This is a genomic window from Nostoc sp. (assembly GCF_041747015.1).
GTDB lineage: Bacteria > Cyanobacteriota > Cyanobacteriia > Cyanobacteriales > Nostocaceae > Nostoc.
Genome location: NZ_JBGTFY010000275.1, coordinates 1 through 25,546, shown reverse-complemented (window position 1 = coordinate 25,546; position 25,546 = coordinate 1). Strand labels below are relative to the sequence as shown.

Here is a 25,546-nt window from a genome sequence, read left to right as displayed (position 1 = left end):
ATGGAATTAAAAGCGTGTGATTGAGGCAGAAGTTCATTTGTCACTACATAACTTTTTGCGATCGCAAGCGGGGTTCCCTTCCTGGCCCCATCATTTGACGATGGCACGGTTGGTAGCACGCGCCTTGCGCCTGGGACGTAGTGCCTTAATTCAAGTAGGGGCGGTTTGTGGATATCAAGGGCGGTATCGTACTAGTTTTATCGCATCAGCATTGATGTGGCATGGCCCTGTAATCATTGTTGCTCAAGAAGAAGTGCAACAACTCCTGCTGCGAGTGGAAATTCCTCGGTTACAGCAGTGGCTACCAGCCAACAAACCGATTAGGACAGGTGACGCTTGGCCGGATGCTGAGTTTCAAGGGCTACTGTTGACTTCTCCAGAAGCTTGGTTAAAAGGACAATTTGCTGGTGGCGATCACTTTCCCCAAGATATTCCAACAATTATTGATGGGGTAGATGATCTCGAAGATTGGGTGCGGCATCAGCTCACTCAAGATATTCAACCCCATGATTGGGATCAACTGATGCTAGCTTGTCCAAACCAAGCTGAGGCAATTAGCGAAGCCCGGATACAACTGACACACGAACTTTTTCGGCATCCGACTAATCCCTATGGGTGCTATCTAATTTCCCAGCCAGAAATAGAAATTTTGAGTCGTCTGTATTTGGCTTTAGATCAAGCTAACCTCCCAGAACCTTGGAAAGAATTCTGGCAACAATTTCAAATTCTTGACGAAAATCTTTCTCCCCCTCTCTTCTGGGCAACTATTGCTCATCGCCAAGGTTTATTTTCTCTGCACTACGCCCCAATTGAATTAGGGAAACTACTCTCACCCTTATGGCAGCAACAACCAGTAGTTTTAATTGGCAGCGCTATAGAATCGGAAACTGAGGCTCCCCTTTTCCGGCAACGCTTGGGTTTGGACGATTTAACTTGTCTGAAGTTTTCTTCGGAAAGTCAAGCCGAAGCAATTCAATTGTATGTACCCTATAAATTTCCTCTACCTAATACACCAGAATTTCAAGCGGCATTTATTCACAAAGTTCGCACGCTGGTTTGTCTCAGTGCTACAGCACCAGGATTAACGGTTGTCTTGGTGGGGGATGTGCCACTCAAGTCTCAAGTTGCGACAATTCTGGCCTCAGAGTTTGGTTCGCGGGTGCAAGTAGAAAAAACTTGTTTGGATGAAAATGGTATTTTGGTTAGCGGTTGGGAATTTTGGCGAGAACATCAACGAGTCTTACCCGCACCCCATCTGTTAATTATTGCTACTTTGCCCCTACCATCTTTAGAAAATCCCCTGGTGGCTGCTAGGGTAGGTTACTATAAGCGATCGCATCAAGATTGGTTCCGTTTATACTTGTTGCCAGCCGCTTTGAATGAATTACAACGGGCGATCGCTCCAGTCAGAGAAAGTCAAGGGATCGTGGCTTTACTTGATAGTCGTGTCGTTAACCGTAGTTACGGCGCTCAAATTCTCTCTGCTTTAAGTCCTCTGGCACGCATTAACTATCTCGATCCCAGTCTGTTTTCTAATACTAGTGAAGAAAATTCTGCCTAGAGTCATTTGTCAATGCCCAATGCTCTATTTAAATTTTGTCAACCAAAGTGCGATCGGCTAAAAACAAGTACTATTATCAATTTATAGTTAGAGATGTGAATCACCGCCTCTCTATAGCCATGATTTCTGGCAAGCTAGATTTAGAACCTAAGTAGAGTTTGAATTGCTGATTATGGGTGAAGCAAAGCGTCGTAAAACCGCACTAGGGGAAACATACGGTCAAGATACTCGGATCTTGTCTTGGGTTCCCATTACAAAAACTCAAGCCGAACTGTTTATTACTTGGACTAGTCGCGGTGCCTGGATAGGCATTGGCCTGATGGTTGTAGGATGGGCAACTATCCGTTTTATCGGCCCAGCTTTCGGTTGGTGGCAAGTAGTCTGATAAAATCCAATAAATTTGTAAATATTTAGCGGACGAAACCCCACGTATACTGATTTATTCAAGATATTAGTTACTGGGGCTTACGCACTGTACAGGCTTTGATTAATCATTACTTTGATGGTAAATAAATCCGCGCTGTAGGGGCAATTCATGAATTGCCCCTACAACAGATGACGCAGAGAAAAGAGATTAAAGAGCAATACGGTTCAGTTAAGGATTTTTGGTACTGATTTTAGACCTGTAGAGACGCGAAATTTCGCGTCTCTACCAAGGATTTTGGGCTTAACTGAACGGTATTGGATTAAAGAGTAGTTTTTTAACCAAAATTTTTACCCATCTTGAAAGGGCTAGTCCTAGTTACGACTCTTGTCAGAGAGACACTATTTAAATTTTAAATATTATTGATTAATAGAACTCATCAAAATAGACTGTCTTGCCCTTTAGATACTCGCTACACTAGAGATTCCATGCAATGCTGAGTTTTAACAAAAGCTCAGGAACTAAACCCCTTTGTAGTATTTACCCAGATCCTACCTAAACAAACGGATATACCCTTGTGTATTTCCAAGGGATTTTTACGCTTGGCTACTTTCGTCTCAAAATGAAATTCTCTATGCCTTAATGCAACTTTCTAGATTCCAACATATCTGAAAATATTGCCTAAATGGCAACATTGCTACCCTGAGTTTAGTTATTGTCAGTGTTGAGTCTATTCATTTATTGACTCTAAAATCCAATTTTTCTCTTAGTTAGATGTAACTTGTATAAAAAGTTGCAACTACTATACTACTATTCCTGAATCTCAAATTTTTACTGTCATCTATTTAACTTCCTATGTACACAATGCATTGACTTGGTATACTTCATCATCTGTCTATACCAAAATCTACGTTACAAAGCTTACATAACAAATAACCAAGCAATATGTAGCATAATGCAGTAAATCTATGTTAGAGCCTCCACAAGTAGTGAATTTGGCTAAACATAATTGAGAAAAACCCAATATGGAACTTTTCTGTAGTTGACTAATGCTAGATTTGAGTTACTCTTAAAGCGGATCGATTCCTAGAAGAATCTACTCTGAACAGAAGTGTATAAAGATATAGTTAAATCTAGCAATTCTGTCCGAAATTTTAAATTTACAAACTGAATAGTTTGATACGGCGGTCAAAACCTTGATCTACTACCCTAAATAAGGTAGTCAATTAACGACTCAATATCATTTATCTGCTAATTGTAGTGAATAGCTTACAATACCAGTGGATGAGAAAATCTAAAGAAAATATAAAAGAAACTCAAATAACTGTGGTGTCTGGAGGGCAAAGTGTTTCTAAGATTAGCACATCAACATCGACAATTTGTCCAAGACTTGGTAATGAACCTGCAAGCCTTGGCAATTGTATTAGAGCGACGCGGGTATCTTGCGTCCTGTTACACCTGTGGCAACCAAATGAATAGTGCATCATTTATGGTTAGCTTGGGTGATAACCACCTGATTCGGTTTTTAGTGTCCGATTACGGGATTACTTGGACAGAAATGCGGGATGACCGCGAATTAATGAAGTTAGAGGGTGCGGAGGCAATTAGCCAACTAGACGAATTGGCTAATCTTGTCAAGCAATTCGTGCAAGTAGATACAGGCTCTAAAACTCTTGCTAAGAAGTATTAAGGTTTCAGAGGTCGATCGCAAATTAAAAATTGATTATCGGTAATTGGTAATGGTGGCTTAGTTAGCGATCGCTCATTACCATTAAGTGATTGGCTGGTGTCTAGCTTATCGCATATTTTTTGTATATGCATCATGTCTAGAATTTTGGCAGCAGCGATCGCCATTACCAAACCAAATCAACCTTAGGCATCAGCCACAAACTTGAAGATTGGCATCCTCTGGCACAGGTGGAGAACGATCAACACTTAAAGTCCATTGCCAATCAAAATAAATGGTGCCCAATAGTACGGATGACTAAAGTTAGTAACTGCCGTTACGGGTGTATGATCATTTATGGTCTTCCAGTTTCCGGTAATTAACGAGATTTGAGCTTGTCGTAAGGCTGCTGTTTTAGTTAATCCCTTTGAGGATAGGGTAGTATAAAAAGCACTCATTAGTGCCTGTGTACCACCATCATCTACAGACCATAACGAGGCGATCGCGGCTCTAGCGCCGGTTTGTTGCATTTGATAGCCAAAGCCCAAAATTTCTTCACCGTTACCTAACTTGCCTCCCAAGCCGGTTTCACAGGCACTTAACACTACCAAATCCACATTGGGGAGTGACCAACTGGCGATATTTCTAAAGTTAACGCGATCGCCATTCCCAAATAAAATAAACGAATCTTCTGGTTTGCCTACCACAAAGGCTGCATGAGTCGCTAAATGCACAATTGTATAATCGTCCATTTGGGGTACAGTGACTCTGGGGCTAAAGGCGTCGTCTAAAAGCTTCGTAGTTTCAGGAACCGCAGCTGCTAAACTTTCTACTTCCCGTGTTGCAAAGGGTAAACCAGCGAAAGAAACCTGCCGATTACCAACTTTGATTTGATAATTACCTTTAGTAAAAGCAGCTGCTAAAACCCGCAATGTAGATTGTTTTGGGGTATTTAAATTAGTCAAACTGGCAGATGTAATGTGATTGACACTAAAGCGCTCCACTAACCATTGTTTGCCATCATATAAAGCAGTCAAAGGAATGTAGCGTAACCGATCATCTGGAGCGTAAATCAGAGTTTGTGTACCTGAGAGCTTCAGGTCTTTTTCTATCGGTTTAATTAGCCAGTTATACAATTGGCGTGCAGGTACTTTGATATTTTGACTGGGATTTATTAAAGCTTGGCGAAAAGCAACAATTGTTTGATGGAGATTTTCACGTTTGACAGCAACGCTGCGATGAATTGGTGGAGAATCAGGAGTTACTAGTACCAATTCCAAGCTATCTTTTAAAATTAGTGGGTAAAGTAGTGCAGATTTTTGAGGTAGTCGCGCCAAGTCATCCCGAAGTTCGTTGAGACTATCCAAATCCAAATTTTGCCGCCTAGCTGTACGGCTAATTTGGTCTATCTGTGCTTTGATTAAGGGACTATCGATAAATTCGTTAAATTCATCCAGGAGTTGCTGCTGAGTTAACACTAATTGCTCGATACGTTGTTTCTGTTGGAGCGATCGCTCTTTAGGAGAAATTTTACGTAGTGTTGTTAATTCTTTACCTAGAACAACAGCATTATCCAGGGTTTTATCCAACTTTTGTTTAATTGGTTTTTCTCTGACTGCTATATTAATACCTTTGGTAGTACGTTTATTACCTGGCACATTCTGAAGATATTCTTCTAGTTCTTCAACTTTGAGTAAATCTATTGTCCGTTGCGCTTCCGCAACACGTTCTTGTTTAAGTAACCGTTCACCCAAAATGCGATATGTCTGCCTAACAGTGATGCTGTAAGCGTCTGGTTGTGGCGCACTTAGTGCTGATGGGTTCAAGCGAGCTTTTTCACGATTAATCAAGCAATGTTTGTAGAAAAAAATTGCTAACCCTGGTTTGTTTTGGATATCGAATAAATAACCTATATTACTGTAGGTTTTGCCCAGTCGAACGAGATCCCCAAGTTCTTTGTTAATTAATATAGCTTGCTGATAAGATTGAAGTGCTTCGGGATACTTTCTTTGACTTTGGTAGATTCTGCCAATGTTGTTCAATGTTACGGCTTCCCAAGAACGTTCTCCATGTTCTCTACTGATGGCTAATGCTTTTTGCAATCTCTGCACCGCTTCTGTATATTGACCTTGCCGAGATTTTTTGATAGCCTCTTCGTTAAGCCTTTCAATTTCTAATTGACTATTGTTCTTGGATGAAGCCTGAGCTTTTTGTCCTGAGTCATACTTCAACTTGGCATTTGTGCTTACCTGGTTATTGTCTGGATAGGTCAGCCCCAAACCTAGTAAACTAAGTAAAGTCAAAGCAACAACATTAACATACCGAAGATTAGGCTGCATAACCAAATATTCCCTATACTTGGGAGTTTAAATCTTAAATCAAGAAGTGGTGCAATGCAGTTAATTTTTATGCTATTCCAGATATGAAAAATTTATAATATTGAGAAACTTAAAGATGTCAGAAGAAAAACCCAGCCAAGCAAAACTACCACCAACCAGCGCTCTTGACAATCCAACAAGTCATGAATTTGGGAATTGGTTTGAATATCTTGTAAGAGTGCAACCCCACCACACTGACTATGCAGGTGTTGTCTGGCACGGCTCTTATATAGCTTGGATGGAAGAAGCGCGGATTGAATGCTTACGCTCTATAGGGATTGAATTTGCTGATTTAGTCGCTATAGGTTGCGATTTACCAGTTGTAGAACTGTCGGTGCGTTATCACCGTTCAATTCAATTTGGTATGGCAGTGGTGGTAAAAACGCGCATGGCTGAGGTGACTGGTGTCCGGATCAATTGGGATTATGCCATTGTCTCAATTGATGGACAACAATTGTACGTCACTGCCAAAGTGACTTTAGTAGCTTTAGATCGGGAAAGAGGCAAGATTATGCGTCAGTTACCAGCGAGTGTTAAAGATGCGTTGGCTAAGATTTCAGCATTAAATAATAATTTTTAATTTTCTACTTGCCACTTTGGATCTGAGATAGAGTTTGAGCAAACTGCGTTACCTTGTGCCATATATCTTGCGGAGTAATGCCAAAACCGATATTTAATAAAACAAGGATTGCGGCAATAGTCAATGCAGTGCTCACGGTTGCTTTCAGCAATTTCCACAATATTATGAAGACGATCCAAGCCAAAATCAGCATAGCAATCATATATATTAATTCCTTAATAATTGCCCTTGTCTGAGAATGTGTTTATTCAGAAAGGGTAAATTTTTCTGCTAAAAATTATTGCCAGACAAGCTATTATACTCAATTAATAGTATTAACTAAAACTGGGCTTTTTCGCGTAAGTATTCCAAAAATATTTTACACGAGAATAAGACAATAATTTCGATTTCAGGCAACTTATTTGGCAATTTGGCAAACTTCCTGAAAAGATTTTTTCTCTTAATATTTTTGGATCAATTTGTTGATGACTTCCTTAAGCTGGGCGATCGCATTGGCGTACCCTGTCCGCTTGGAACTTAGCACTGACGCATTTATTAAGGTTGATGCCAAGGGTGCGTAGTTTACAGCCGTAGGCATCGCATACAGCTTAACGAGATTATTGCGTTTGTGGTATTGAAGGGCGATCGCCATGCTAGTATCAATTCAAAGCTTAAGGAAATTATATGAGAGAACTTAACTTTGATGAAGAAAAAATTAAGCAACTATTTAAAACCGCACTCACCGAAGTTATCCAAGAACAGAAAGAAGTATTTGCTGATTTGTTAGCAGAAATTATTGAAGATATAGCTTTAGAAAAAGCCATTAAAGAAGGTGAGGATACAGAAACAGTCAGCAGGGAGGCAATTTTTAAAATTTTGGGAAATAAAGGATGAATGTTGAGTTCAAAAAGAGCTTTGAAAAAGATTTGAGCAAAATCAGAAATCAAACTTTGCAGCAAAGAATACAAGCCGTAATTGAAGAAGTGGAAAACGCCGAAAATCTGGGAGGAGTTAACAATATTAAAAAACTTAAAACTGATGGTGATTATTATCGTATTAGAATTGGGGACTACAGAATTGGGTTAACAATCTCTGATGGTGTAATTGTTTTTGTTCGAGCATTGCAAAGAAAGGATATTTACAGATATTTTCCTTAATCACAGTTTAGAAGCTTTAATGTGTTGAAGAGATAGCAATGCCAGCGGCGGTAAACTGCATATTTTGGTTATTTTGTGCAAAGTGCGTAGTTTACAACTGTAGACATCACATATATAATGTGGAATTTCAACATCACAGAACTTACTTCTGAATAAGCGATAATTCTTGCCTAATTGATTCGGTAATCGCATCTACTAAAACCAAACGCTGACTAATTGGTAATTGCACAACAGATTGCTTTAAGTCCTGTGCAGATAAATTTAGTAAATCTGATTGCAAACTATTTTGATTCTGTAGTAGAATTTTACTTAAATTATTTTTCAAATCTACATGAAGTGTCTCTAAAAACATACAATCATTTCCAATATCCGATATCTCATCCTCATCTATATTTTCATTATTTAGGCGTTTTTCATATATTTTTATTAAGTTATCAATCGCTTCAATAATAAACTGAATATCTTTAAAAGATAATTTCATGTTTCTTAACCAAAGTATATATTTGACTTTTAACTGATTTTATAAAATTTTTCTCCAATCTGCCTAAGTAAAATTTTATAGTCTTCAAGCATAGCCTTCAGCATTAAACTGAAGGCTAAACAAGAATTGGTTAAAAGCCAGAAAATCTGCCTTTTGGGTATCTGAGTAAAGGTTTTTAGCGCAGAGAAATTATCCGCGCGTGAGTTTCTAACTTTTCAGTCGCTATTAAAACTTCTTTTCTTGCCCATTTATCTGCTGCCAAAATGTCATCTAAAGAGGGATTTGCACAGTTATCATTTTGATGGCGATCGCACACCGATTCGATACACCGGGGAATATCTAAAAACCGAATTTTTTCTGATAAAAATAGAGCCACAGCTTGCTCATTTGCGGCATTCAACACAGCCGGCATCGAACCACCAGCTTTACCCACAGCATAAGCTAACTGCATACAAGGATATTTTTGATGATCTGGTTCACGGAAAGTTAAATTTCCAGCTTTTACCAAATCTAATCGTTGCCAGTCAGTATAGATGCGATCGGGCCAAGATAGAGCATATAGCAAAGGTAAGCGCATATCTGGCCAACCAAGTTGGGCTAAAACTGAAGTATCTTGCAGTTCAATTAGCGAGTGAATAATACTTTGGGGATGAATAACAATTTCGATATCGTCATAATCCAATCCAAATAAGAAGTGAGCCTCAATCACTTCCAATCCCTTATTCATCAAAGTAGCAGAGTCTACAGTGATTTTACGCCCCATCGACCAATTAGGATGCTTCAGGGCATCAGCAACGGTTACATCTGCTAACTTTTCTACATCCCAATCTCGGAAAGCTCCACCAGAGGCAGTGAGCAAAATTTTCCGCAAGCCACCCTTGGGAACACCTTGCAGACACTGAAATATTGCGGAATGTTCGGAATCGGCTGGGAGTAATTTTACACCATGTTTTTCAATTAGGGGTAGAACCACAGGTGCCCCAGCAATCAAGGTTTCTTTGTTCGCTAAGGCAATGTCTTTACCAGCTTCGATTGCTGCGATCGTGGGTAGCAAGCCAGCACAACCAACGATCCCAGTCACAACCGTTTGGGCATCGCCGTAGCGAGCGACTTCTATCACTCCGGCCTCACCTGCCAGTAGAATCGGCTGGGGATCGAGGCCAATGATCGCTTCTTTGAGGGCTGGTAATTTCTCTTCTGAGCAAATTGCTGCTATTTTCGGTCGAAACTGCCGAATTTGAGCAGCCAACATTTCGACATTGCCGCCAGCTGCCAATCCTACAATCCGAAACTGATCTGGGTACTGAGTGACAATATCTAAAGTCTGAGTACCAATAGAACCAGTGGAACCAAGAAGAGTAATCGCTTTCACAATTGCTTAAGGATTTACAAACAACTCCCACTATAAATTGCTTAGGACTCTTTAATAACACCAATCATTAAATCAATACACTGAGGGGAGACGCTGTAAACTAGCACCCTGGGTTGAGCCGATTTGCGGCAAAGACTTGAGGCGACTGGTGAACTGGATGGAAACGGGCGGAGGTAAAGAAAATTTCTCCGTGTAGCCAATTACTGAATTTTCATTTTACTAAACAAAATTCTATTGATAAATAGTATATTTTTAACCATAAATGCTGAGAGAATTGGTAAAAACAACCGAATAGAAACTACTTTCAAGTAATTGCCAATTTGTTCAGTTACTTATTTATGTTTGGTAGAGGGTTTAATATGCAAAATTTTACTCATAAATTGCCGTGCTGCATTCAGAGATAAAAGTATGGATAAAGGAGTTTGTTGAAGCACTCAAGCCTATGGTCAAAGTTCAGATAGTTATCAGAAAAATTTTATGGAAAAATGATTTCCTGTTTCCGCCAGCAATCTGGCTTGTCAGCAGAATATTCATCTGGACAGCTATGTTGTTGGTTGCACCAAAGCTACCGTTATCAGCAGAAGAATTTTTGCCTCACTTTGGCTGGGGGGTTTTTGACGCCTGGGATAGTATACATTATCGCGCGATCGCAATTTCTGGCTATGAATTTGTGAATGACGGCAAGCAACATAATCTCGCCTTTTTTCCGCTGTTTCCCTTAAGCATCTGGGTTTTGATGAAGTTGGGCTTGCCGTTTGAATTAGCAGGCATTTTGGTAAACAACCTGGCATTTTTCGCGGCGCTTTACTATTTGTACTTTTGGATCAAAGAGGATTATGGCATCAATGCAGCGCAGTGGATAATTGCTGTAGTTTCCTGTTATCCATCGTCGATGTTTACGGGAGTGATTTATACAGAGGGGTTGTATTTATTTTTGAGTACGGCGACTTTGCGGGCTTTTGATCAAAAACAGTATGGCTGGACTACTCTTTGGGGCGCAATGGCGACAGCAACACGTCCCACAGGTATGGCACTAATTCTGGCATTAGCGATCGCAGCTTGGAAAGAACGCAGACCACCCATTGCCTATATTGCTGGTTTTGCTACCAGTATTGGCATACTCCTGTTCAGCTTGTATTGTGCGATCTATTTTGGCAACCCTTTAGCTTTTATTGAAGCACAACGGGGATGGCGACCAACTCTGGGGTTTGATTGGCAGGGTTGGTTAAATATGTTCATGCAAATTCTAGTTGGCACAAAGAATTGGCAATATGGTTGGGTTGAAAACCCCTCTGGCGGGATTCAAGACCCTTGGTATATCTTGTTATTTGGCGTGATTGTTGCTAGTAGCTATCTTTTATGGCGCTTGGGTCAACATTTTAGTTCGGTAAAATTAGTCTATAGCTTTTATGCTTTAGTTTTATTTCTGTTAATTCTGGTGAGTGAACAGTGGATTAATAACTTGCTCAACTTGGTGATGATTTTGGGTGGTGGCTATGTATTGTGGCGTTTACGCACTCAACTGAGCCCAGTTATAGTTATCTATGGCTTTTGCGGGATTGGTTTGCTGCTAGCTTCTGGAGGTACTATTTCCTTAAGCCGTCTCGCCTACGGTATTGTGCCTCTAAATATAGCCATTGGTGTGCTGCTATCTCGCCATCCTCGTCAGGGATATTTAATTTTGGGCGTCTTTGTGACATTACTAGCCAAAATAGCTGTAGGATTTGCCCAAGAGCATTGGGTTGGTTAGTAGGTAGGCACAATAAAACCTAACTATATAAATAAAGATAAACTTAGTGAAAACTTTCTTCCCTCCTGCTTTATCCCAACGATAAATTTTTCCACTCGGTTTGTAGTAAGCGGCTTCAGACTTTATAAAAGGACTGAAGCTGCTTACTACAAACGAATTTCAGGAATTTTACATTACATAATCTAATTTGATTTATTCTTACCTATTTACTTTAGAGGATTTCATCAATTAGTTGATTATTTATTACTAATAAATTGAATTAAAATTTACTAAATAGAGATAAGGATAAATTCATAAAATGAAGAAAGTAAAATTTTTCACATATTTAACACCTTATCTAATTATTTTTATTGCTTTTATTGTTTGCACTATTGTGGGTATGCTTATTTCCCCTGATAGTTTTTATAAGTTTTTTTCACCCACTCAGCTAACCCGTACAATTCCTCCTCAATTACCACAAAAAAGTTACTATTGGGATATAGATCATTATGCAAATATGGCTTTGAATAATGCTTGTACTGCTTTTTATCCTTTTTGGGGTTTTATAATTACTCACCTATTTTATCCCCAAACTCTAGAACAATATGCAAATTATTTTAAAATTACAGCTACAGCAATTTTTTGCATCTCTACTCCTCTAGTATTTTGGGTATTTAAAAAAGCTTTAAAAAATCAATATTTGGCATTAGTAATTACTCTTGCTTACACCGTGAACCCTATGGCGATTTTTCGCGTTATAGGCTACACAGAAAGCTTGTTTTCTCTACTGGGAATTTTTTTGATATGGTTGCTTTCACCTGAAAACAAATTAAATGAGAAAATCAAATTAATACTGCTATCGGTTCTTAGTATTTTAATGGCTTTAACTCGTCCGATATTAGTTCAAATGATTTTTGCTTGCTTATTCTCATTAATGACAATATTTTTGCTAACAAAACAACTAAGTAAAAGTAATATTTTCCAAACTATTGCAATATCTATTTCAACGATATTAGGATATTCTATTTATGGATTTTCATGTCTGCAATCAAGAGGAGATTTTTTTGCACCATTCCACGATCAAAAACAATGGGGTAAAACATTAGGATTACATTTAGACCTGCTATTTTTACCTAAATCTCCCTTATTTGATTTATTAGGTTTATATCTGCCAATTTTAATTCTAATAATTTCATTTATCGTAATATACTGGAAATCTAAAAACCAGAAACTATTGGTATTTATTCCAAAAATATTTATTTGGGATATCTTAATAATATATCCGCCCGGACTAGTATTAGCGTATATGTTGAATTATTGGCGAGGTGCAAAAAAGGAGATAATTACCTCTAAATTTACAAATAGCTTACAAAGTAATTATCTATTTTGGTTCTGTATATATTTTTCAGTAATAAATGCTTTAATCGTATTTGTCACACAAAACCGCCTAGCGAGTTTAGGCAGATATATATTTGCAGGACCTTTCTTTTTTCTAGCTTTAGGATATTTGTATTGTTGTTTTCCGGGAAAAAGAAAATATAAAAACCTGTTATTTGTGATTATTGTATCCGCGATCGCTCTTGTGCAACAATGGATTGATTATGGAAAAGACCAATGGCTCGGTTAAAAGGCAAAAAACAGTTAATTAATATTAGTTGATTATTTATTGGTAAGAGGTTGAATTTAAATTTCCTAATGAATGTATCCAATCAAACGAAGATAGCGATCGCTTCATTATTTGTCGGTGTAGGTGCCATATCTTTTGGTTCTATTTTCGTGAGATTGGGCGAAACTGAACTCAGCCCCAATGCAACTGTATTCAATCGCCTTTGGCTTGGTAGTATGGTTTTCTTGCTCTGGCAGGGATACAAGGCAATACAACAGCGATTTGTCTTAGACAAACCTGTAGAACAACAAGTCTACACCAGCCAGGATCTCTACCTATTGGTAAGTGCTGGTATTTCTTGGGCTGCCACTTTGGTATTCTTGGCTTGGTCGTTGACTCAAACTAGCGTCGCCATCTCTGGTGTTTTACATAATCTCGCTCCCATATTTACCAGCTTAGGAACGTGGCTGTTATTTCGTCACTTGATGAAGCGCCAATTTTTGATTGGGATGGTGATCGCCCTTGGAGGAGCGATCGCCATTGAATTTGAGGAGATGCAAATTGCCACTGACGAAGTTCAAGGAAGCTTCGCTGCGATCGTTTCGGCGATTTTTTTGGGTGTCTACCTGCTTTTGGTAGAAAAATTGCGAACCAAATTTACCTCCGCCACAATCCAGTTGTGGATCTGTGCGATCGGTACTCTAGTCATCTTCCCCATACTTTTGTTTACTCAAGATCAACTTTTTCCTTCTTCAATCAATGGGTGGCTTTGGGTGATTTCCCTAGCTCTGATCTGCCAAGTTTTCGGTCACGGACTTTTGACCTATAGCCTTGCCAAGTTTTCCTCTGTGGTTGTCTCCTTGGTGCATCTGTTAGAGCCAGTACTTAGCGGCATTTTCGCTCTAGTAATATTTTCGGAAGCGTTAAGTTTTTTTAATTTGGTAGGTTTTGCTGTAGTTTTAATCGGTCTATACTTAGCCATATCTAGCCAAACTGCCGTTAATTACCCGTTCCAGGAATCAGTCAAAACTATTGTTAATACTTTCGTTAAAAATATGACAGCCAAACTGTCATTACTAAAGCAGCAGTTCTCCGAAACACCTGCTTTACTAGGAATTATCTCATTATTTTTTGCCCTAATTCCCATATCTTTGGCACCATCTCTAGCAAAATTGTCCGAACAAGAAATTGGTGCAAATGCCGTAGGATTTCATCGCAGTTGGATTGCCACAGTTGTCTTTGGGCTGTGGAACGGACTTGAGGCTTTGCGCCGCCAACAATCTGATCATCAACTTATAGAACAGAAGCCTTTTACAAAAAAGGATGTGTGGTTATTGTTGGCAATGGGAACTGCTTCAACCATCTCCCTTTTGTTGTGGGCTTGGTCGCTGAGTCAAACTAGCGTTGCTAACGTGGCTTTACTGTCTAATTTAAATCCCTTATTCGTTGCGGCGGCTGGGTATCTGTTATTTGGTCGGCGCTTCGATAACAGATTTATTATTGGTATGGTCATAGCGCTTTTAGGAGCGATCGCTTTTGAAGTTCATAAGATGCAATTTGCGACTAGCCAAATACTGGGTGATGCGCTAGCCCTTCTAACCGCGATTTTTATTGCCACCTATCTGCTGCTGATAGAACAACTCCAAACCCGATTTACTACCGCAACCATCATGCTCTGGCGTTGTGGAGTCACTACAATATTTCTGTTGCCCGTCCTCCCATTCATCGAAAATAGATTGTTTCCCTATTCTGGGATGGGGTGGTTTTTAATCATTTTTCAAGCTCTATTCTGCCAAGTTTTGGGTCAGGGACTTGTAACTTATAGCCTCAGCAGACTTTCGTCAGGCGTTGTCGCCGTTACCCTTCTCTTCAATCCAGTCCTGGCCTCCATCTTTGCTTGGTTCATTTTTTCAGAACAGGTAAGTTTGTTTGACTGGGTGACTTTTGCCGTAATTTTAGTAGGCATCTATCTAGCTCAATCTAGTCAATCCACTGTTCAAGTAACGGACGAGGCATTGTAGTATTGGGCGAATTATATTCGCCCAATACTACATACACAAACGTAGACAAAGCCTTCCCACAGGGTAGTCCGCCTACGCAAAAAGCATCAAAATCACAGCCAAATACTTTTCAAATAACCTCTTAAGTTTTACACTCTGGTTTGTTGTGCGAAATTGTGACATGATTTATAAAAAATCAATCAAAAGTTCATTTATCTATCTGCAAAGATGAATATAAAGAAAAAAATTTTAGCGAATGGTTTCTATTTTGTCATAGCAATGTGGCTGTCTAGTAGGCTTATAATAGCCATCGCTATGTTACTGATTGCCCCATTGTTTCCAACTTCATCATCTGGCGTTGCTGCCACCTTTAGTTGGGATGTTTTTCATGCTTGGGATAGTGTTTGGTATGAGAGAATTGTGACTTCTGGTTACGATTTTTCTAGTGACGTAAAGCAAATGCACGCAGTTGCATTTTTCCCTTTATTTCCATTGTTAAGCCGGATAATTATGTTTATCGGCTTGCCTTTTAAAGAGGCAGGTATATTAGTTAATAATGCGGCTTTTTTAGCTGCCTTGATTATACTTTATTTTTGGGTACAAGAGCTTTACGGCACAAGCACAGCACGATGGGCAACAGCTACTTTAGCATGGTGTCCCTATTCCCTTTATGGAACCGTAATTTACACTGAAGGTCTGTTTTTGTTGTGTACCACATCTGCCTTAAGAGCTTTTGATAAAAAGCAATATATTTGGGCAGCATTCTGGGGAGCATTGTCTACAGCAACGCGACTACCTGGAGTCGCTCTCATCCCTGCTTTTCTGTTTGTTTCTTGGAAAGAACGTAGAGGCATAAAAGCTTATATTGCCAGTTTAACTGTTGGTTTTGGTATATCTCTGTACAGTCTTTATTGTCAAATTCAATTTGGCGATGCTTTGGCTTTCATCCATGCACAAAAAGCGTGGCGTGGTGATGCAACAGGGTTTGCTTGGCAGGGTTGGTGGCAGATGCTGATGCAAATTACGATAGGTTTCACTAATTTTAAATCTGGCTATATTAAAGAGCCTTTGCATCCGTTATTATTTTTAATAATTATTGTTAGCGGCTGTTTGTTATGGCGTTTTCGTTTACATCTGGGAATGATTAAATTCTGCTATGGATTATATTTTTTATGGCTATTGTTATGGTTATTGACAGGAGATGAATTAGTTAAAATTGCACTAGTTTTTGGTGGGATCTATTTACTATGGTTCTCACGGGCTAAAATTCCCCTTGTTACTGTTGCCTATGGGTTTTCTGGCTTGGCTTTAATTTTAAATACTGGGATTACAGCCTCATCTGAACGCTACGCTTACGGTATTATATCGCTGTCAATGGCATTCGGGTTATTACTTGCCCGTTATCCTCGTTGGGGATACCCAATTATGTGCTTTTTTGGAATACTAATGTTTACATTTTCTATTCGATTTGCCCGCGATTTTTGGGTAGCTTAAGCTGATAAGATCATTCATTGGTCGTTTAACGATAAATAAGATCCCCGACTTCTTTGAGAAGTTGGGGATCTGTGGCTTTAAATTACTAGACGATCTGATCAGCGCTAATAGCAAGGTAATCTATCATCCAATATTCGTTGGTATAATTAATTTCTGGTAATTAATGTAAATCCGTTAGTTGCTCCTATAATTTTACTACCAGTTAAATTGATTTGCTGTAAAGCCTCATTATCTAATAGCAAATAAGATTTATTAGATAACATTTGTTGTAAAAGTGGCACAGTTGCAGTAGTTACCTTGCGATCGCTATAAAAATCTAAACTAGGACGATTATAAGGAAATGAGGTGTAAATTTGTGTTCCTGGTGAAACATTTGCCCGAATTAAGTCTGCAACTGGCTTGACTGGAAAAGCTTCCTTTAATTCCCAAATCCAAGATTGTGAACTCATCAACAGGGTTAAAACTAAATACATCCCTGTAAATAACACTGGAATAAAGTTGCGATCGCGCTGTCTAATTAGCCATGCTGCGATACTCATACTTATTGCCAAAACAATACTCATGACTATCAAAATAAGCTGTTTTTTAATAAAAAAGTAAACACAACCTCCTAAACCAGCAATAGAAATAATAGCCATAAATATTGTCCAACTTCGCACTCGAAAATGGCCGTACTGCCAAATTTCGCTAAGTTTAGCACCAATTGCCAAAGCTAAAAATGGATACAAAGGCATAACATACCACGGGAGTTTAGTTCTCATAAAAGAAATAGTTCCTAAGTAAATAATTATGCCCACCAGAACTAGAGAACTCCAAGTCTGATGACGTTTTTTCCAAGCTAGATAAAGCCCTCCAGGCAAAAACAATAGCCAGGGAAAACCATATTTGAGTAATTCAAATAAATAGTACCAAACAGGCCCGCTATTACCTTCAACAGGTTGTACAAGCCGATCAAAAGCTTGTGCTTGAAAATGCACTTCCAAGAAACTATTACCATAATGTTGCCATTGAGCAATATACCAAGCGATCGCTGGAGCATTTCCTAACAAAATTCCCACCCAGAGATAGGGACTTTTCAACAAATTCAATTGTCGATCTGCAACTAAGAATAAACAGGCGATCGCCCCCAACAGCAAAACTATCAGTCCCTTAGTTAGAATAATTAACCCTAGACAAAATCCCACGCCTAGAGAATATCTTCGGTTCTGACGTGCCTTCAAAAGACAAAACAACAACAGCAAGAAAAAAGAAATAGTCATCCCATCTAACATTGCTAGTCGTCCATGACGCACCACAGGCAACATTGTCAAGTAAACTAAAGCAGCAAATAGAGCCGGTAAACTTTGGTTAAAAGCCAAACGTGCCACCAAGTAAAGCAAAGGCACTCCCAAGGCAGTTAAAACCGCAGCAGGTAAGCGTGTAGTTAACTCTTGTACTCCTCCTAAGTGGTAGCACCAAGCAATTAACCATTGCATCAAAGGCGGTTTTAATAAAAATGGTTCTCCCTGAATAGTTGGATAAAGCCAGTTACCAGTACGGTAAATTTCTCTGGCGACTAGAGCGTAAGTACCTTCATCCCAATCTCGTAAAGGGGAGTTCCCCAAAAATATCAACCATAGAACTAGAGATATTACTAGTAAGATAAATAACCATTCTTTTTCTCGGAATATGATCGTTCTGTTTATGAATAGCTTTACAATATTTGGGCGATACATTTAGGGCTGATTATGATAGTGAATAATATTGCTAATTATGTCTCTAAAATACTCACGATGGATACTTTTTTGATAGGATGACGAAAAAACTGAATCAGCTTGGTTATCTTGGTTGGATAATTGGCGTGAGTGCCTTAATTTTGTTTGGGTGCAGCAGCTTACGACACGAGTTGTTTCAATCAAACGCTTTTGACTTAGGAATTTTTGACCAGGCAGTTTATTTAATTAGTCAAGGGCAACCGCCTATTAGTTCTTTCATCGGTTTTCATATTCTCGGCGATCATGCTGCTTGGATCTTCTATCCCTTGGCTTTACTCTATAAAATCTACCCCAGTGTTTACTGGTTATTTGCCGTCCAGGCAGCTGCCTTGGCATTAGGCGCTTTGCCGACTTGGCATCTAGCCCGTCAAGCTGGACTGAAGGAAAACCAAGCAATAGCGATCGCATTTGTGTATCTCTTGCATCCGTTGGTATTTAACGCCAATTTATTTGATTTTCACCCGGAAGTGATAGCTGTACCACTACTCTTAGCGGCGGTTTTAGCAGCACGATTAGGTCAGCTAGGGTGGTTTTGTTTAAGTATTTTCCTGGTCTTGGGATGTAAGCAGGTATTATCCCTCACTGTTGCTGGAATGGGAGTTTGGTTACTCTTGTTTGAAAAGCGGCGTTTATATGGTGCGATCGCTCTTTGTGCTGGTGTGTCCTGGTTTTTGATTGCTACTCAGATAGTTATTCCTTTTTTCAACAGTGCAGAAGCAACAGCAATGGTACGTTACAGCTATTTAGGTAATTCAGTTTTAGACATTGCTAAAAATATAGTTTTTCAGCCAGGATTGATACTGGGAAAGGTTTTTTTACTGAATAACCTGGAATATTTGGTTCTGCTGCTAGCACCTGTGATTTGGGGGCTTTCCCCACAAGGAATAAAACCTTTGGTAGGGGCTATTCCTTGTTTAGCCCTCAACATTCTAGCTGATTACCCACCTCAAAAAAACTTGTTATATCAGTACTCTATTCCAGCGTTGCCATTCCTGTTGTTGGCTGTAATTTCTAGTCTCGCCGCAGGTAGGGGATTGCTACAAAATAAACGAGCGATTATCCTGTGGTCATTAGTAGGGTTTTTAAGTCTGGCAAAATTTACCTTTTTTGGAGGTAAATACTTACAATCTATAGATACTTGGCAAGCTACAAAACAAGCGATCGCTCAGATTCAAACTAAAGGAAGTGTTTACACCACAGCCCAAATTTCTCCGCATTTAAGCAACCGAAAAATGATTATATTTACAAATGGCGATTCCCCACCTGCTGATTTAAATACTTTTAATTATATATTACTGAATGTCCGTCATCCCAGCTGGTCAAATAGTCAGGAGTTTGCTGCTAGCTTGGTCAATCAACTGAAAAATAATCAAGAATTTCAGTTGAAATATCAGCGTGATGATGTGTATTTGTTTGTCAAAATCGTTTGAGAAAGAGTACTTTTAATTGCTTCAACTACATCACTGAAGACCATGATTTGGAACACCTTTTAATGCTTATCCGATCAATCTACATGGTGACGATAAAGCTAAAATTTTAAATCCTATTCAACCCCTTGCGGGAATAATTTTCATTGCTATTGATAGGAAGTTGATATATCCAGAAAGTAACTAGAATTCATCAATTGTTACTAAACCGTCCAGGGTAAACTGTATGACAAGTTCATGCTCATCAATTAAAGCTGTACCTAATAGAGGTAGCCGTCCTGTAGCAAGTACATTCACTTCCCGTTCTTCTCCATTCCAAATAATGTTAGCTTGATGTACTGGCAAGATTACATTACTATTGTCAGCTAAATTTGCATACATATCATACACAAAAGGAAAACCCAATAAAGTAACTGCTGCTGGGGGTAAGGAAAGAAACTCTGTAAAACCTGTATCGATCACAAATTCAATAGTAAAGTCTGGTTGATTGGGCAGTCGAAATATAATATTAACGGTTGCGCGTCCGTTCTTGACAATACCAGAAATCACCGATAATCGCGCTCCATTTCACCACTGAAGGAAACAGCGACTTTGTAACCAATGCGAATACCAAAAAGTCGAGCAAATGGGTTTTTGTTACGTAAATATCGCGCCGATTCTATACCGATTTTATCAACTGCATATTCACCTGTTTCTATATCAATAATCACCATCTTACCGATGTTTTCTTCTCGTTCCACTTGTTGACGAATACTGTTTTCATATAGTTCTTTTGCACGTCGTGCAACTTCCTCGCGGCTTAAAAGTATGGCTTGCACCTTCTTGCTCCTTGGTTTACGGTGTGTACTAATTCTACTACCTAGCTATAATCCAATGCAGTTTAGTCAAGGATAAAAACAAAGAACATTTTCATAATGTCGCTAGACTTAGCACCAGAAGTTTCAGCTATCTGCTAGAACAAAGCATTAGTTTGACTGCTACTCCAACATTTCTTCAACTGTCAAACCAATGTCACTTGCAATTTGTCGTAGTAATCTAGGTGAAATATCACGTCCTTTGTGAAAAGGTACGGTTGTTCCTCGACATCTTCGTGGCGAAACTGCTTATGCGAACCTTTCTGACGCACCTCGACAAACCCAAAGCTTTCTAGTATCCGAACAACCTCCTGTGGTTTCAAAATAGGGATCTTGCTCATCATCTACTGAATCACAATTTATTGTGTACCAATAAACTCTGTCTCGAATGCTAAATCCTCATTCTCCAGAAGCATTTCAATCACCTCACGCAGATTCTCTTGTAATTCATCCAATGTTTCTGCTTGGGAGTGCGCTCCAGGAAATCCGGGAACATAGCCGACATACAGCTTTGTATCAGAATCTCGTTCAACAATTGCAGTGAAAATTTTCATAGTTTTAGCATTAAGTTCTAAGCGGCTAATTCCGCAGCTAAAAGTCTACCTTCATCCTCTAAGACATATCTCGATAAAACTATGCTCGAAGGCTCATCACGAGCAGCAGAGGATTTAAAGGCAAGGAATCCAAATAGTTTATATGTTGTACTTATGGAGTGGATTAAGCTGACCAGTGATGTCAATCTTCGGAAGTACAAGGTTGACCAAATTTATGTATTACGTCAGTAGAAAAACACTGACCGAGAATTTAGGTATGAAGAAAAATATCTTAAAAATTCAATTGAATCAGCAATTATGGAATACTTAAATGATCATGAAAATATAACTAACAAAATTGCACGAAGAATCGCCAGTGTAGACTCTGAAAGTACTATCAAAGCGGCTTTTAATAGACTTAGAGAGCAGGGGCTTATTGAAATAGTACCAGGAACTAAAACTGCTACCTCGGCTTGGCGTAAACTTCGATAAGCAAATTATCAAATAACACAAAAAACGGTAGAGCAATAAATACTCTACCGTTTGCTAATTTTTTATTTGAGATTTAAATCCCAAACCCTAAATCTTACTCAACACCTTGGGGTAACAATTCCCGACGCTGTTCAGAACTAACTTGCACAACGCCATTTTCATCGACATCAACGATCGCAGTATCGCCATCTTTAATCCGACCAGACAGAATTTCTTCTGCTAGGCTATCTTCTAAGAGGCGCATAATCGCTCGACGTAACGGTCTTGCGCCGTAGCTGGGACTGTAACCTTCAGTGATCAAGCGATCTTTGAAGCGATCGGTGACTTCTAAGGTGATACCCTTTTCCGTCAGACGACCAAATACTTCCTTGAGCATAATTTCGGCGATTTGTGTCACCTCCGGCTTGCTCAACTGACGGAAGACGATAATTTCATCGAGTCGGTTGAGGAACTCTGGACGGAAGTATTGCTTCAATTCTTCGTTCACCAAAGAGCGAATCCGGTTGTAAGTTGACTCGGTGGCATCTTCGGAGAACTCAAAGCCGATACCACTACCGCCTTTTTCAATTACCTTAGAACCAATATTGGAAGTTAAAATCAGCAAGGTGTTTTTGAAGTCCACCGTGCGACCTTTGGCATCGGTTAACCGCCCGTCTTCCAAAATTTGCAGCAGCATATTGAATACATCGGGGTGGGCTTTTTCGATTTCGTCGAACAACACCACGGTATAAGGACGCCGCCGCACGGCTTCGGTTAGCTGACCACCTTCGTTATAACCAACATAACCTGGAGGCGAACCAATCAGCTTGCTGACGGTGTGACGCTCCATGTATTCGGACATATCTAAGCGGATCATCGCTTCTTCGGAACCGAAGAAGTATGCAGCTAAGGACTTGGCCAACTCGGTTTTACCTACACCAGTCGGACCAGAGAAGACAAAGCTAGCTATGGGTCGATTGGGATTTTTCAAACCGACACGAGCGCGACGAATTGCCCGTGAAACTGCTCTCACAGCTTCGTCTTGACCAATTAAACGCTGATGCAAGGTGTCTTCCATGTGCAGCAGCTTTTCAGATTCAGATTCGGTGAGTTTGTTCACCGGTACCCCAGTCCAGGAAGCGACAATGTGAGCAATGTCTTCTTCTGTAACTACAGGTTCATCACCTTCTGTGCCAGTTGCATTGGTCTTGCTTTGAGCGATCGCCCGAATTTCGGCTTTGATTTCCATCTCGCGATCGCGCAATTCTCCAGCTTTGTCAAAGTCTTGGGAGCGCACCGCGTCATCTTTTTCTTTCAATATCAGACGCAGTTCTTTGTCTAACTCTTTGGCTGCGGGTGGCAGTTGAGAGTTAATCAAGCGCACCCTAGAACCAGCTTCATCAACTAAGTCGATGGCTTTATCTGGGAGAAAGCGATCGCTAATATAACGGTCTGATAACTTCGCCGCCGCTACCAATGCTTCGTCGGAGATTTTCAGTTTGTGGTGTTGCTCGTAGCGTTCGCGCAGACCATATAAAATTTCAATTGTTTCATCAACTGTAGGTTCGCCAACCATTACTGGTTGGAAACGCCGCTCTAGTGCTGCATCTCGCTCGATGTGCTTCCGGTATTCATCTAAGGTTGTAGCACCGATGCACTGCAACTCACCCCTGGCCAAAGCTGGCTTGAGGATATTAGCTGCATCAATAGCACCTTCTGCCGCACCCGCACCAATTAAGGTGTGTACCTCATCAATCACGAGAATGACATTACCCGCAGAGCGGATTTCATCCATGATTTTTTTCAAGCGTTCTTCAAATTCACCCCGGTACTTGGTTCCGGCTACGAGCAAACCAATATCCAGGGTGACGACGCGTTTATCTTCCAGAATATCAGGGATATCTTTAGCGGCAATGCGGGAAGCTAAACCTTCCGCGATCGCAGTTTTACCTACCCCTGGTTCCCCAATCAGCACTGGGTTATTTTTAGTTCGGCGACCCAAAATCTGGATCACCCGCTCGATTTCCTTGGCGCGTCCCACCACTGGGTCGAGCTTATTATCCATTGCCATCTGGGTCAGGTTTGAGCCAAATTCATCCAGAGTCGGGGTTTTTGTGCGCCCGGATGAACCGCCTGGTGAAACTTCGGCAGTTTCTCCCAACATGCGGATGACTTGGGTTCTAACCTTAGACAGATCCACACCGAGGTTTTCTAGCACCCTGGCTGCTACGCCTTCCCCTTCGCGGATTAGGCCCAACAGCAGATGCTCGGTGCCAATGTAGTTATGCCCCAGTTGGCGTGCTTCTTCCAAGGAGAGTTCTAGAACTCGCTTTGCCCGTGGCGTAAACGGAATTTCCACGGCAACAAAGCCTGATCCCCGTCCGATAATTTTTTCGACTTCAATTCGGGCATCTTTGAGATTGACGCCCATTGATTTCAGCACCTTGGCGGCTACTCCAGTGCCTTCGCCAATCAGACCCAAGAGGATCTGCTCGGTTCCGACAAAGTTGTGACCTAAACGGCGGGCCTCTTCTTGGGCCAGCATGATTACCTTAATGGCTTTTTCTGTGAAGCGTTCAAACATGGCATTTTTCCAATCACCTGCGGTCGTGCCGGTATGCTGATTTTAGCACAGGCAAAGCTTTTGATGCCTGTATAACAGATTATAGACATCCTGAAGCTATGACTTGGGTTGATTGGCTAATTACTAACTATTGACTACTTTTATCTGGACTAGTGTACTGAGGAGCTTTAGTTCACCAGCCCTTTTGGGATTTATGACAAATTGCTGAGTGTTTATCTTGAGAGTTTCTTTACTCAATCCCAAACACTTATGTTTAACATATCTGTTTTTGAATGTCAAACAAAAATAATTTACATAACTTTTTATTATAAGTTTTTTTTCTTATATAAAATATTCAAATAAGAGGAGACGCAGCAAAGTTGCATTTTTTTGCTGAAGCTGATCGCCATCTGACTTTTCACGGTATCTGAAAAACCTCTCTCTAAATCTCTCTCCTAAAAGGAGAGAGACTTTGAATTTTCCCCCTTCCCGCGTCGGGAAGGGGGTTAGGTTTTTCGTGGGCTTTTCCAGACGATCTGAATTGTCAGGATCACAATTAATAATCCTCAATTACTTAAAAAGCAGATGCCAAGAGGATTTGTCTAGGCGATCGCAGACAATGGAATGCCACTGCTCTAAAGTTGATTGAAATTTGGGGTATTGTAAATCTGGGAGCCAAAGAATTAAAGCGTCTTCATCGTTATCTTGGTAGTAGCGCTTACGCCGGCCAGCTGTTTGAAAGCCAAATTTTTGATATAAAGATATAGCGCCCAAGTTGGAAGCTCGGACTTCGAGGGTCGCTCGCTCTAAGCCGCGATCGCAAGCTGTCTTAATTAGTGAATATAATAAAGCCTGTCCTAAACCTTGACGGTGATATTGGGGATGAACCGCCAAAATTGTAATATGGGCTTCCTCTAAAATTGACCAAAAGCAACCCATTCCCAGCAGTGTCGAACTAGAGACAGGGGAAAATAAACCCAGTAGATCGCTGTTAGCACTGTCCAACTCTCGTTGGTAGCCCTCCATTGTCCATAAACCGCCAAAACAGGCTTGATCCAGTTCCAGCAATGCACTCAGATGCTCTATTTTCAGTAATTGAATTTCTAAGTTTAATGAGATCACATTTATTGAATAAGATTACAAACCCTTTATGAAAAGGAGTCAGAAGACAGAATTCCCCAGCAGTCAAGTCAGTAGTAACAGTCACGGAAAGAATTTAATATCACGCGCGTTTAAAATCGCTTGCTCTAAAGCTCGATTTTCCATCTAGTACCTCGACGAGTTCAGGAACCATCGCCCAAAATCCATTCTGGCTTCTGAATTCTTCTTCGGTAAACTGGGAATCGAGAGACGAACTCAAAGCCCTTAATTTGAACAAGGACAAATTTTATAGTTATGGTATCGACTCACCCCACTGGGGTTCAACATTCTGGAAGTCAATATTTACCTCAAAGGCGCAACACCAAGGCAAATCCATCGCCTAATCAGGAACTTTTACCTTTAACTGCCAGAGTTCATCATCATGACTCCTTGGAAATTGGTGGATGTGATGTCACAACCCTAGTTGAGCAGTTTGG

At 40.1% G+C, this 25,546-nt stretch carries 24 protein-coding genes and 2 pseudogenes; 13 read left to right on the top strand and 13 right to left on the bottom strand.

Translation table 11 applies throughout. The features are described from left to right. The first annotated feature begins 16 nt into the window (after positions 1-16). From ACEW80_RS22780 to ACEW80_RS22770, 3 genes are all read left to right on the top strand, one after another. The gene (locus ACEW80_RS22780) at positions 17-1,561 is read left to right on the top strand and encodes a helicase C-terminal domain-containing protein (RefSeq protein ID WP_373528775.1); all 1,545 of its coding nucleotides are present in this window, start codon (positions 17-19) and stop codon (positions 1,559-1,561) included. A gap of 172 nt (positions 1,562-1,733) precedes the next feature. Continuing rightward, positions 1,734-1,946, top strand: a complete 213-nt coding sequence (locus tag ACEW80_RS22775; protein WP_373528774.1) for a DUF2839 domain-containing protein — start codon at positions 1,734-1,736, stop codon at positions 1,944-1,946. Between the two features lie 1,324 nt (positions 1,947-3,270). Further along, the gene (locus ACEW80_RS22770) at positions 3,271-3,615 is read left to right on the top strand and encodes a DUF1815 family protein (RefSeq protein WP_373528773.1); all 345 of its coding nucleotides are present in this window, start codon (positions 3,271-3,273) and stop codon (positions 3,613-3,615) included. On the opposite strand, the gene ACEW80_RS22765 is transcribed toward ACEW80_RS22770, so the two are convergent. Next, positions 3,612-3,779 carry a hypothetical protein gene (locus ACEW80_RS22765; protein ID WP_373528772.1) on the bottom strand — a complete coding sequence of 56 codons (168 nt, stop codon included), beginning with the start codon at positions 3,777-3,779 and terminating at the stop codon, positions 3,612-3,614. The two genes, ACEW80_RS22770 and ACEW80_RS22765, sit on opposite strands and share 4 nt — an antisense overlap. Positions 3,780-3,860: 81 nt before the next feature. Then, a complete protein-coding gene (locus ACEW80_RS22760; protein WP_373528771.1) occupies positions 3,861-5,930 on the bottom strand; it encodes a CHAT domain-containing protein in 2,070 nt (689 codons plus the stop codon). A 115-nt stretch (positions 5,931-6,045) separates the two neighbouring features. On the opposite strand from ACEW80_RS22760, the gene ACEW80_RS22755 reads away from it, so the two are divergent. Next, positions 6,046-6,549: an acyl-CoA thioesterase gene (locus tag ACEW80_RS22755; protein WP_373528770.1), complete on the top strand. Its 504-nt coding sequence runs from the start codon at positions 6,046-6,048 to the stop codon at positions 6,547-6,549. Positions 6,550-6,553: 4 nt separating this feature from the next. Here ACEW80_RS22755 and ACEW80_RS22750 read toward each other — a convergent pair whose 3' ends face one another. Both ACEW80_RS22750 and ACEW80_RS22745 read right to left on the bottom strand, forming a co-directional pair. Beyond that, complete coding sequence (locus ACEW80_RS22750) at positions 6,554-6,751, bottom strand: hypothetical protein (protein ID WP_373528769.1); 198 nt, start codon at positions 6,749-6,751, stop codon at positions 6,554-6,556. A 237-nt stretch (positions 6,752-6,988) separates the two neighbouring features. Beyond that, a complete protein-coding gene (locus tag ACEW80_RS22745; protein WP_373528768.1) occupies positions 6,989-7,180 on the bottom strand; it encodes a hypothetical protein in 192 nt (63 codons plus the stop codon). Positions 7,181-7,212: 32 nt separating this feature from the next. Between ACEW80_RS22745 and ACEW80_RS22740 the strand changes: the two genes are divergently transcribed. After that, complete coding sequence (locus tag ACEW80_RS22740) at positions 7,213-7,422, top strand: hypothetical protein (protein ID WP_373528767.1); 210 nt, start codon at positions 7,213-7,215, stop codon at positions 7,420-7,422. Then, complete coding sequence (locus ACEW80_RS22735; RefSeq protein WP_373528766.1) at positions 7,419-7,685, top strand: type II toxin-antitoxin system RelE/ParE family toxin; 267 nt, start codon at positions 7,419-7,421, stop codon at positions 7,683-7,685. The genes ACEW80_RS22740 and ACEW80_RS22735 overlap by 4 nt, the downstream gene beginning before the upstream one ends. 142 nt (positions 7,686-7,827) lie before the next feature. Here the strand turns inward: ACEW80_RS22735 and ACEW80_RS22730 are convergent, their stop codons facing one another. Beyond that, positions 7,828-8,166: a hypothetical protein gene (locus tag ACEW80_RS22730; RefSeq protein ID WP_373528765.1), complete on the bottom strand. Its 339-nt coding sequence runs from the start codon at positions 8,164-8,166 to the stop codon at positions 7,828-7,830. A 175-nt stretch (positions 8,167-8,341) separates the two neighbouring features. Further along, entirely contained in the window at positions 8,342-9,538 is a 1,197-nt protein-coding gene (gene dxr / locus ACEW80_RS22725; RefSeq protein ID WP_373528764.1) for a 1-deoxy-D-xylulose-5-phosphate reductoisomerase, read from the bottom strand. A gap of 442 nt (positions 9,539-9,980) precedes the next feature. On the opposite strand from dxr, the gene ACEW80_RS22720 reads away from it, so the two are divergent. The 4 genes from ACEW80_RS22720 to ACEW80_RS22705 all read left to right on the top strand — a co-directional run bounded on the left by ACEW80_RS22720 (position 9,981) and on the right by ACEW80_RS22705 (position 16,367). After that, a complete protein-coding gene (locus ACEW80_RS22720) occupies positions 9,981-11,288 on the top strand; it encodes a hypothetical protein (protein ID WP_373528763.1) in 1,308 nt (435 codons plus the stop codon). Positions 11,289-11,586: 298 nt separating this feature from the next. After that, on the top strand, positions 11,587-12,894 hold the full coding sequence (locus ACEW80_RS22715) for a mannosyltransferase (protein WP_373528762.1): 1,308 nt from the start codon (positions 11,587-11,589) through the stop codon (positions 12,892-12,894). Between the two features lie 68 nt (positions 12,895-12,962). Continuing rightward, on the top strand, positions 12,963-14,894 hold the full coding sequence (locus ACEW80_RS22710) for a DMT family transporter (RefSeq protein WP_373528761.1): 1,932 nt from the start codon (positions 12,963-12,965) through the stop codon (positions 14,892-14,894). A gap of 207 nt (positions 14,895-15,101) precedes the next feature. Beyond that, a complete protein-coding gene (locus ACEW80_RS22705) occupies positions 15,102-16,367 on the top strand; it encodes a hypothetical protein (RefSeq protein WP_373528760.1) in 1,266 nt (421 codons plus the stop codon). 146 nt (positions 16,368-16,513) lie between these two features. On the opposite strand, the gene ACEW80_RS22700 is transcribed toward ACEW80_RS22705, so the two are convergent. After that, on the bottom strand, positions 16,514-18,082 hold the full coding sequence (locus ACEW80_RS22700) for an ArnT family glycosyltransferase (RefSeq protein ID WP_373528759.1): 1,569 nt from the start codon (positions 18,080-18,082) through the stop codon (positions 16,514-16,516). A 77-nt stretch (positions 18,083-18,159) separates the two neighbouring features. On the opposite strand from ACEW80_RS22700, the gene ACEW80_RS22695 reads away from it, so the two are divergent. Then, positions 18,160-19,551 carry a DUF2079 domain-containing protein gene (locus tag ACEW80_RS22695; RefSeq protein ID WP_373528758.1) on the top strand — a complete coding sequence of 464 codons (1,392 nt, stop codon included), beginning with the start codon at positions 18,160-18,162 and terminating at the stop codon, positions 19,549-19,551. 180 nt (positions 19,552-19,731) lie between these two features. On the opposite strand, the gene ACEW80_RS22690 is transcribed toward ACEW80_RS22695, so the two are convergent. From ACEW80_RS22690 to ACEW80_RS22675, 4 genes are all read right to left on the bottom strand, one after another. Next, positions 19,732-20,097 (bottom strand): clan AA aspartic protease, encoded by a 366-nt coding sequence (locus ACEW80_RS22690; protein WP_373528757.1) that lies wholly within the window; start codon positions 20,095-20,097, stop codon positions 19,732-19,734. After that, on the bottom strand, positions 20,094-20,366 hold the full coding sequence (locus ACEW80_RS22685; RefSeq protein WP_335231386.1) for a hypothetical protein: 273 nt from the start codon (positions 20,364-20,366) through the stop codon (positions 20,094-20,096). Before ACEW80_RS22685 ends, ACEW80_RS22690 begins: the two co-directional genes overlap by 4 nt. A 182-nt stretch (positions 20,367-20,548) precedes the next feature. After that, entirely contained in the window at positions 20,549-20,746 is a 198-nt protein-coding gene (locus ACEW80_RS22680) for a type II toxin-antitoxin system HicA family toxin (protein WP_373528756.1), read from the bottom strand. 15 nt (positions 20,747-20,761) lie between these two features. Continuing rightward, the gene (locus ACEW80_RS22675; protein WP_373528755.1) at positions 20,762-20,956 is read right to left on the bottom strand and encodes a type II toxin-antitoxin system HicB family antitoxin; all 195 of its coding nucleotides are present in this window, start codon (positions 20,954-20,956) and stop codon (positions 20,762-20,764) included. A 63-nt stretch (positions 20,957-21,019) separates the two neighbouring features. On the opposite strand from ACEW80_RS22675, the pseudogene ACEW80_RS22670 reads away from it, so the two are divergent. Beyond that, positions 21,020-21,187, top strand: a pseudogene (locus tag ACEW80_RS22670) (Bpu10I family restriction endonuclease); the annotation flags it as partial. A 334-nt stretch (positions 21,188-21,521) separates the two neighbouring features. Here ACEW80_RS22670 and ACEW80_RS22665 read toward each other — a convergent pair. Together ACEW80_RS22665 and rimI are read right to left on the bottom strand one after the other, a co-directional pair. Beyond that, a complete protein-coding gene (locus ACEW80_RS22665) occupies positions 21,522-23,990 on the bottom strand; it encodes an ATP-dependent Clp protease ATP-binding subunit (RefSeq protein ID WP_373528754.1) in 2,469 nt (822 codons plus the stop codon). Between the two features lie 549 nt (positions 23,991-24,539). Further along, on the bottom strand, positions 24,540-25,091 hold the full coding sequence (gene rimI / locus ACEW80_RS22660) for a ribosomal protein S18-alanine N-acetyltransferase (RefSeq protein WP_373528753.1): 552 nt from the start codon (positions 25,089-25,091) through the stop codon (positions 24,540-24,542). 273 nt (positions 25,092-25,364) lie between these two features. On the opposite strand from rimI, the pseudogene ACEW80_RS22655 reads away from it, so the two are divergent. Then, positions 25,365-25,546, top strand: a pseudogene (locus ACEW80_RS22655) (diaminopimelate decarboxylase); the annotation flags it as partial.

Bases quoted from the DNA above. Each gene is read 5' to 3' on its own strand.
- ACEW80_RS22775 (WP_373528774.1), top strand. From the start codon at position 1,734: ATGGGTGAAGCAAAGCGTCGTAAAACCGCACTAGGGGAAACATACGGT.
- ACEW80_RS22765 (WP_373528772.1), bottom strand. From the start codon at position 3,779: ATGGCGATCGCTGCTGCCAAAATTCTAGACATGATGCATATACAAAAA.
- ACEW80_RS22760 (WP_373528771.1), bottom strand. From the start codon at position 5,930: ATGCAGCCTAATCTTCGGTATGTTAATGTTGTTGCTTTGACTTTACTT.
- ACEW80_RS22755 (WP_373528770.1), top strand. From the start codon at position 6,046: ATGTCAGAAGAAAAACCCAGCCAAGCAAAACTACCACCAACCAGCGCT.
- ACEW80_RS22750 (WP_373528769.1), bottom strand. From the start codon at position 6,751: ATGATTGCTATGCTGATTTTGGCTTGGATCGTCTTCATAATATTGTGG.
- ACEW80_RS22745 (WP_373528768.1), bottom strand. From the start codon at position 7,180: ATGGCGATCGCCCTTCAATACCACAAACGCAATAATCTCGTTAAGCTG.
- ACEW80_RS22740 (WP_373528767.1), top strand. From the start codon at position 7,213: ATGAGAGAACTTAACTTTGATGAAGAAAAAATTAAGCAACTATTTAAA.
- ACEW80_RS22735 (WP_373528766.1), top strand. From the start codon at position 7,419: ATGAATGTTGAGTTCAAAAAGAGCTTTGAAAAAGATTTGAGCAAAATC.
- ACEW80_RS22730 (WP_373528765.1), bottom strand. From the start codon at position 8,166: ATGAAATTATCTTTTAAAGATATTCAGTTTATTATTGAAGCGATTGAT.
- ACEW80_RS22720 (WP_373528763.1), top strand. From the start codon at position 9,981: ATGGTCAAAGTTCAGATAGTTATCAGAAAAATTTTATGGAAAAATGAT.
- ACEW80_RS22715 (WP_373528762.1), top strand. From the start codon at position 11,587: ATGAAGAAAGTAAAATTTTTCACATATTTAACACCTTATCTAATTATT.
- ACEW80_RS22710 (WP_373528761.1), top strand. From the start codon at position 12,963: ATGAATGTATCCAATCAAACGAAGATAGCGATCGCTTCATTATTTGTC.
- ACEW80_RS22705 (WP_373528760.1), top strand. From the start codon at position 15,102: ATGAATATAAAGAAAAAAATTTTAGCGAATGGTTTCTATTTTGTCATA.
- ACEW80_RS22700 (WP_373528759.1), bottom strand. From the start codon at position 18,082: ATGTATCGCCCAAATATTGTAAAGCTATTCATAAACAGAACGATCATA.
- ACEW80_RS22695 (WP_373528758.1), top strand. From the start codon at position 18,160: ATGACGAAAAAACTGAATCAGCTTGGTTATCTTGGTTGGATAATTGGC.
- ACEW80_RS22680 (WP_373528756.1), bottom strand. From the start codon at position 20,746: ATGATGAGCAAGATCCCTATTTTGAAACCACAGGAGGTTGTTCGGATA.
- ACEW80_RS22675 (WP_373528755.1), bottom strand. From the start codon at position 20,956: ATGAAAATTTTCACTGCAATTGTTGAACGAGATTCTGATACAAAGCTG.
- ACEW80_RS22665 (WP_373528754.1), bottom strand. From the start codon at position 23,990: ATGTTTGAACGCTTCACAGAAAAAGCCATTAAGGTAATCATGCTGGCC.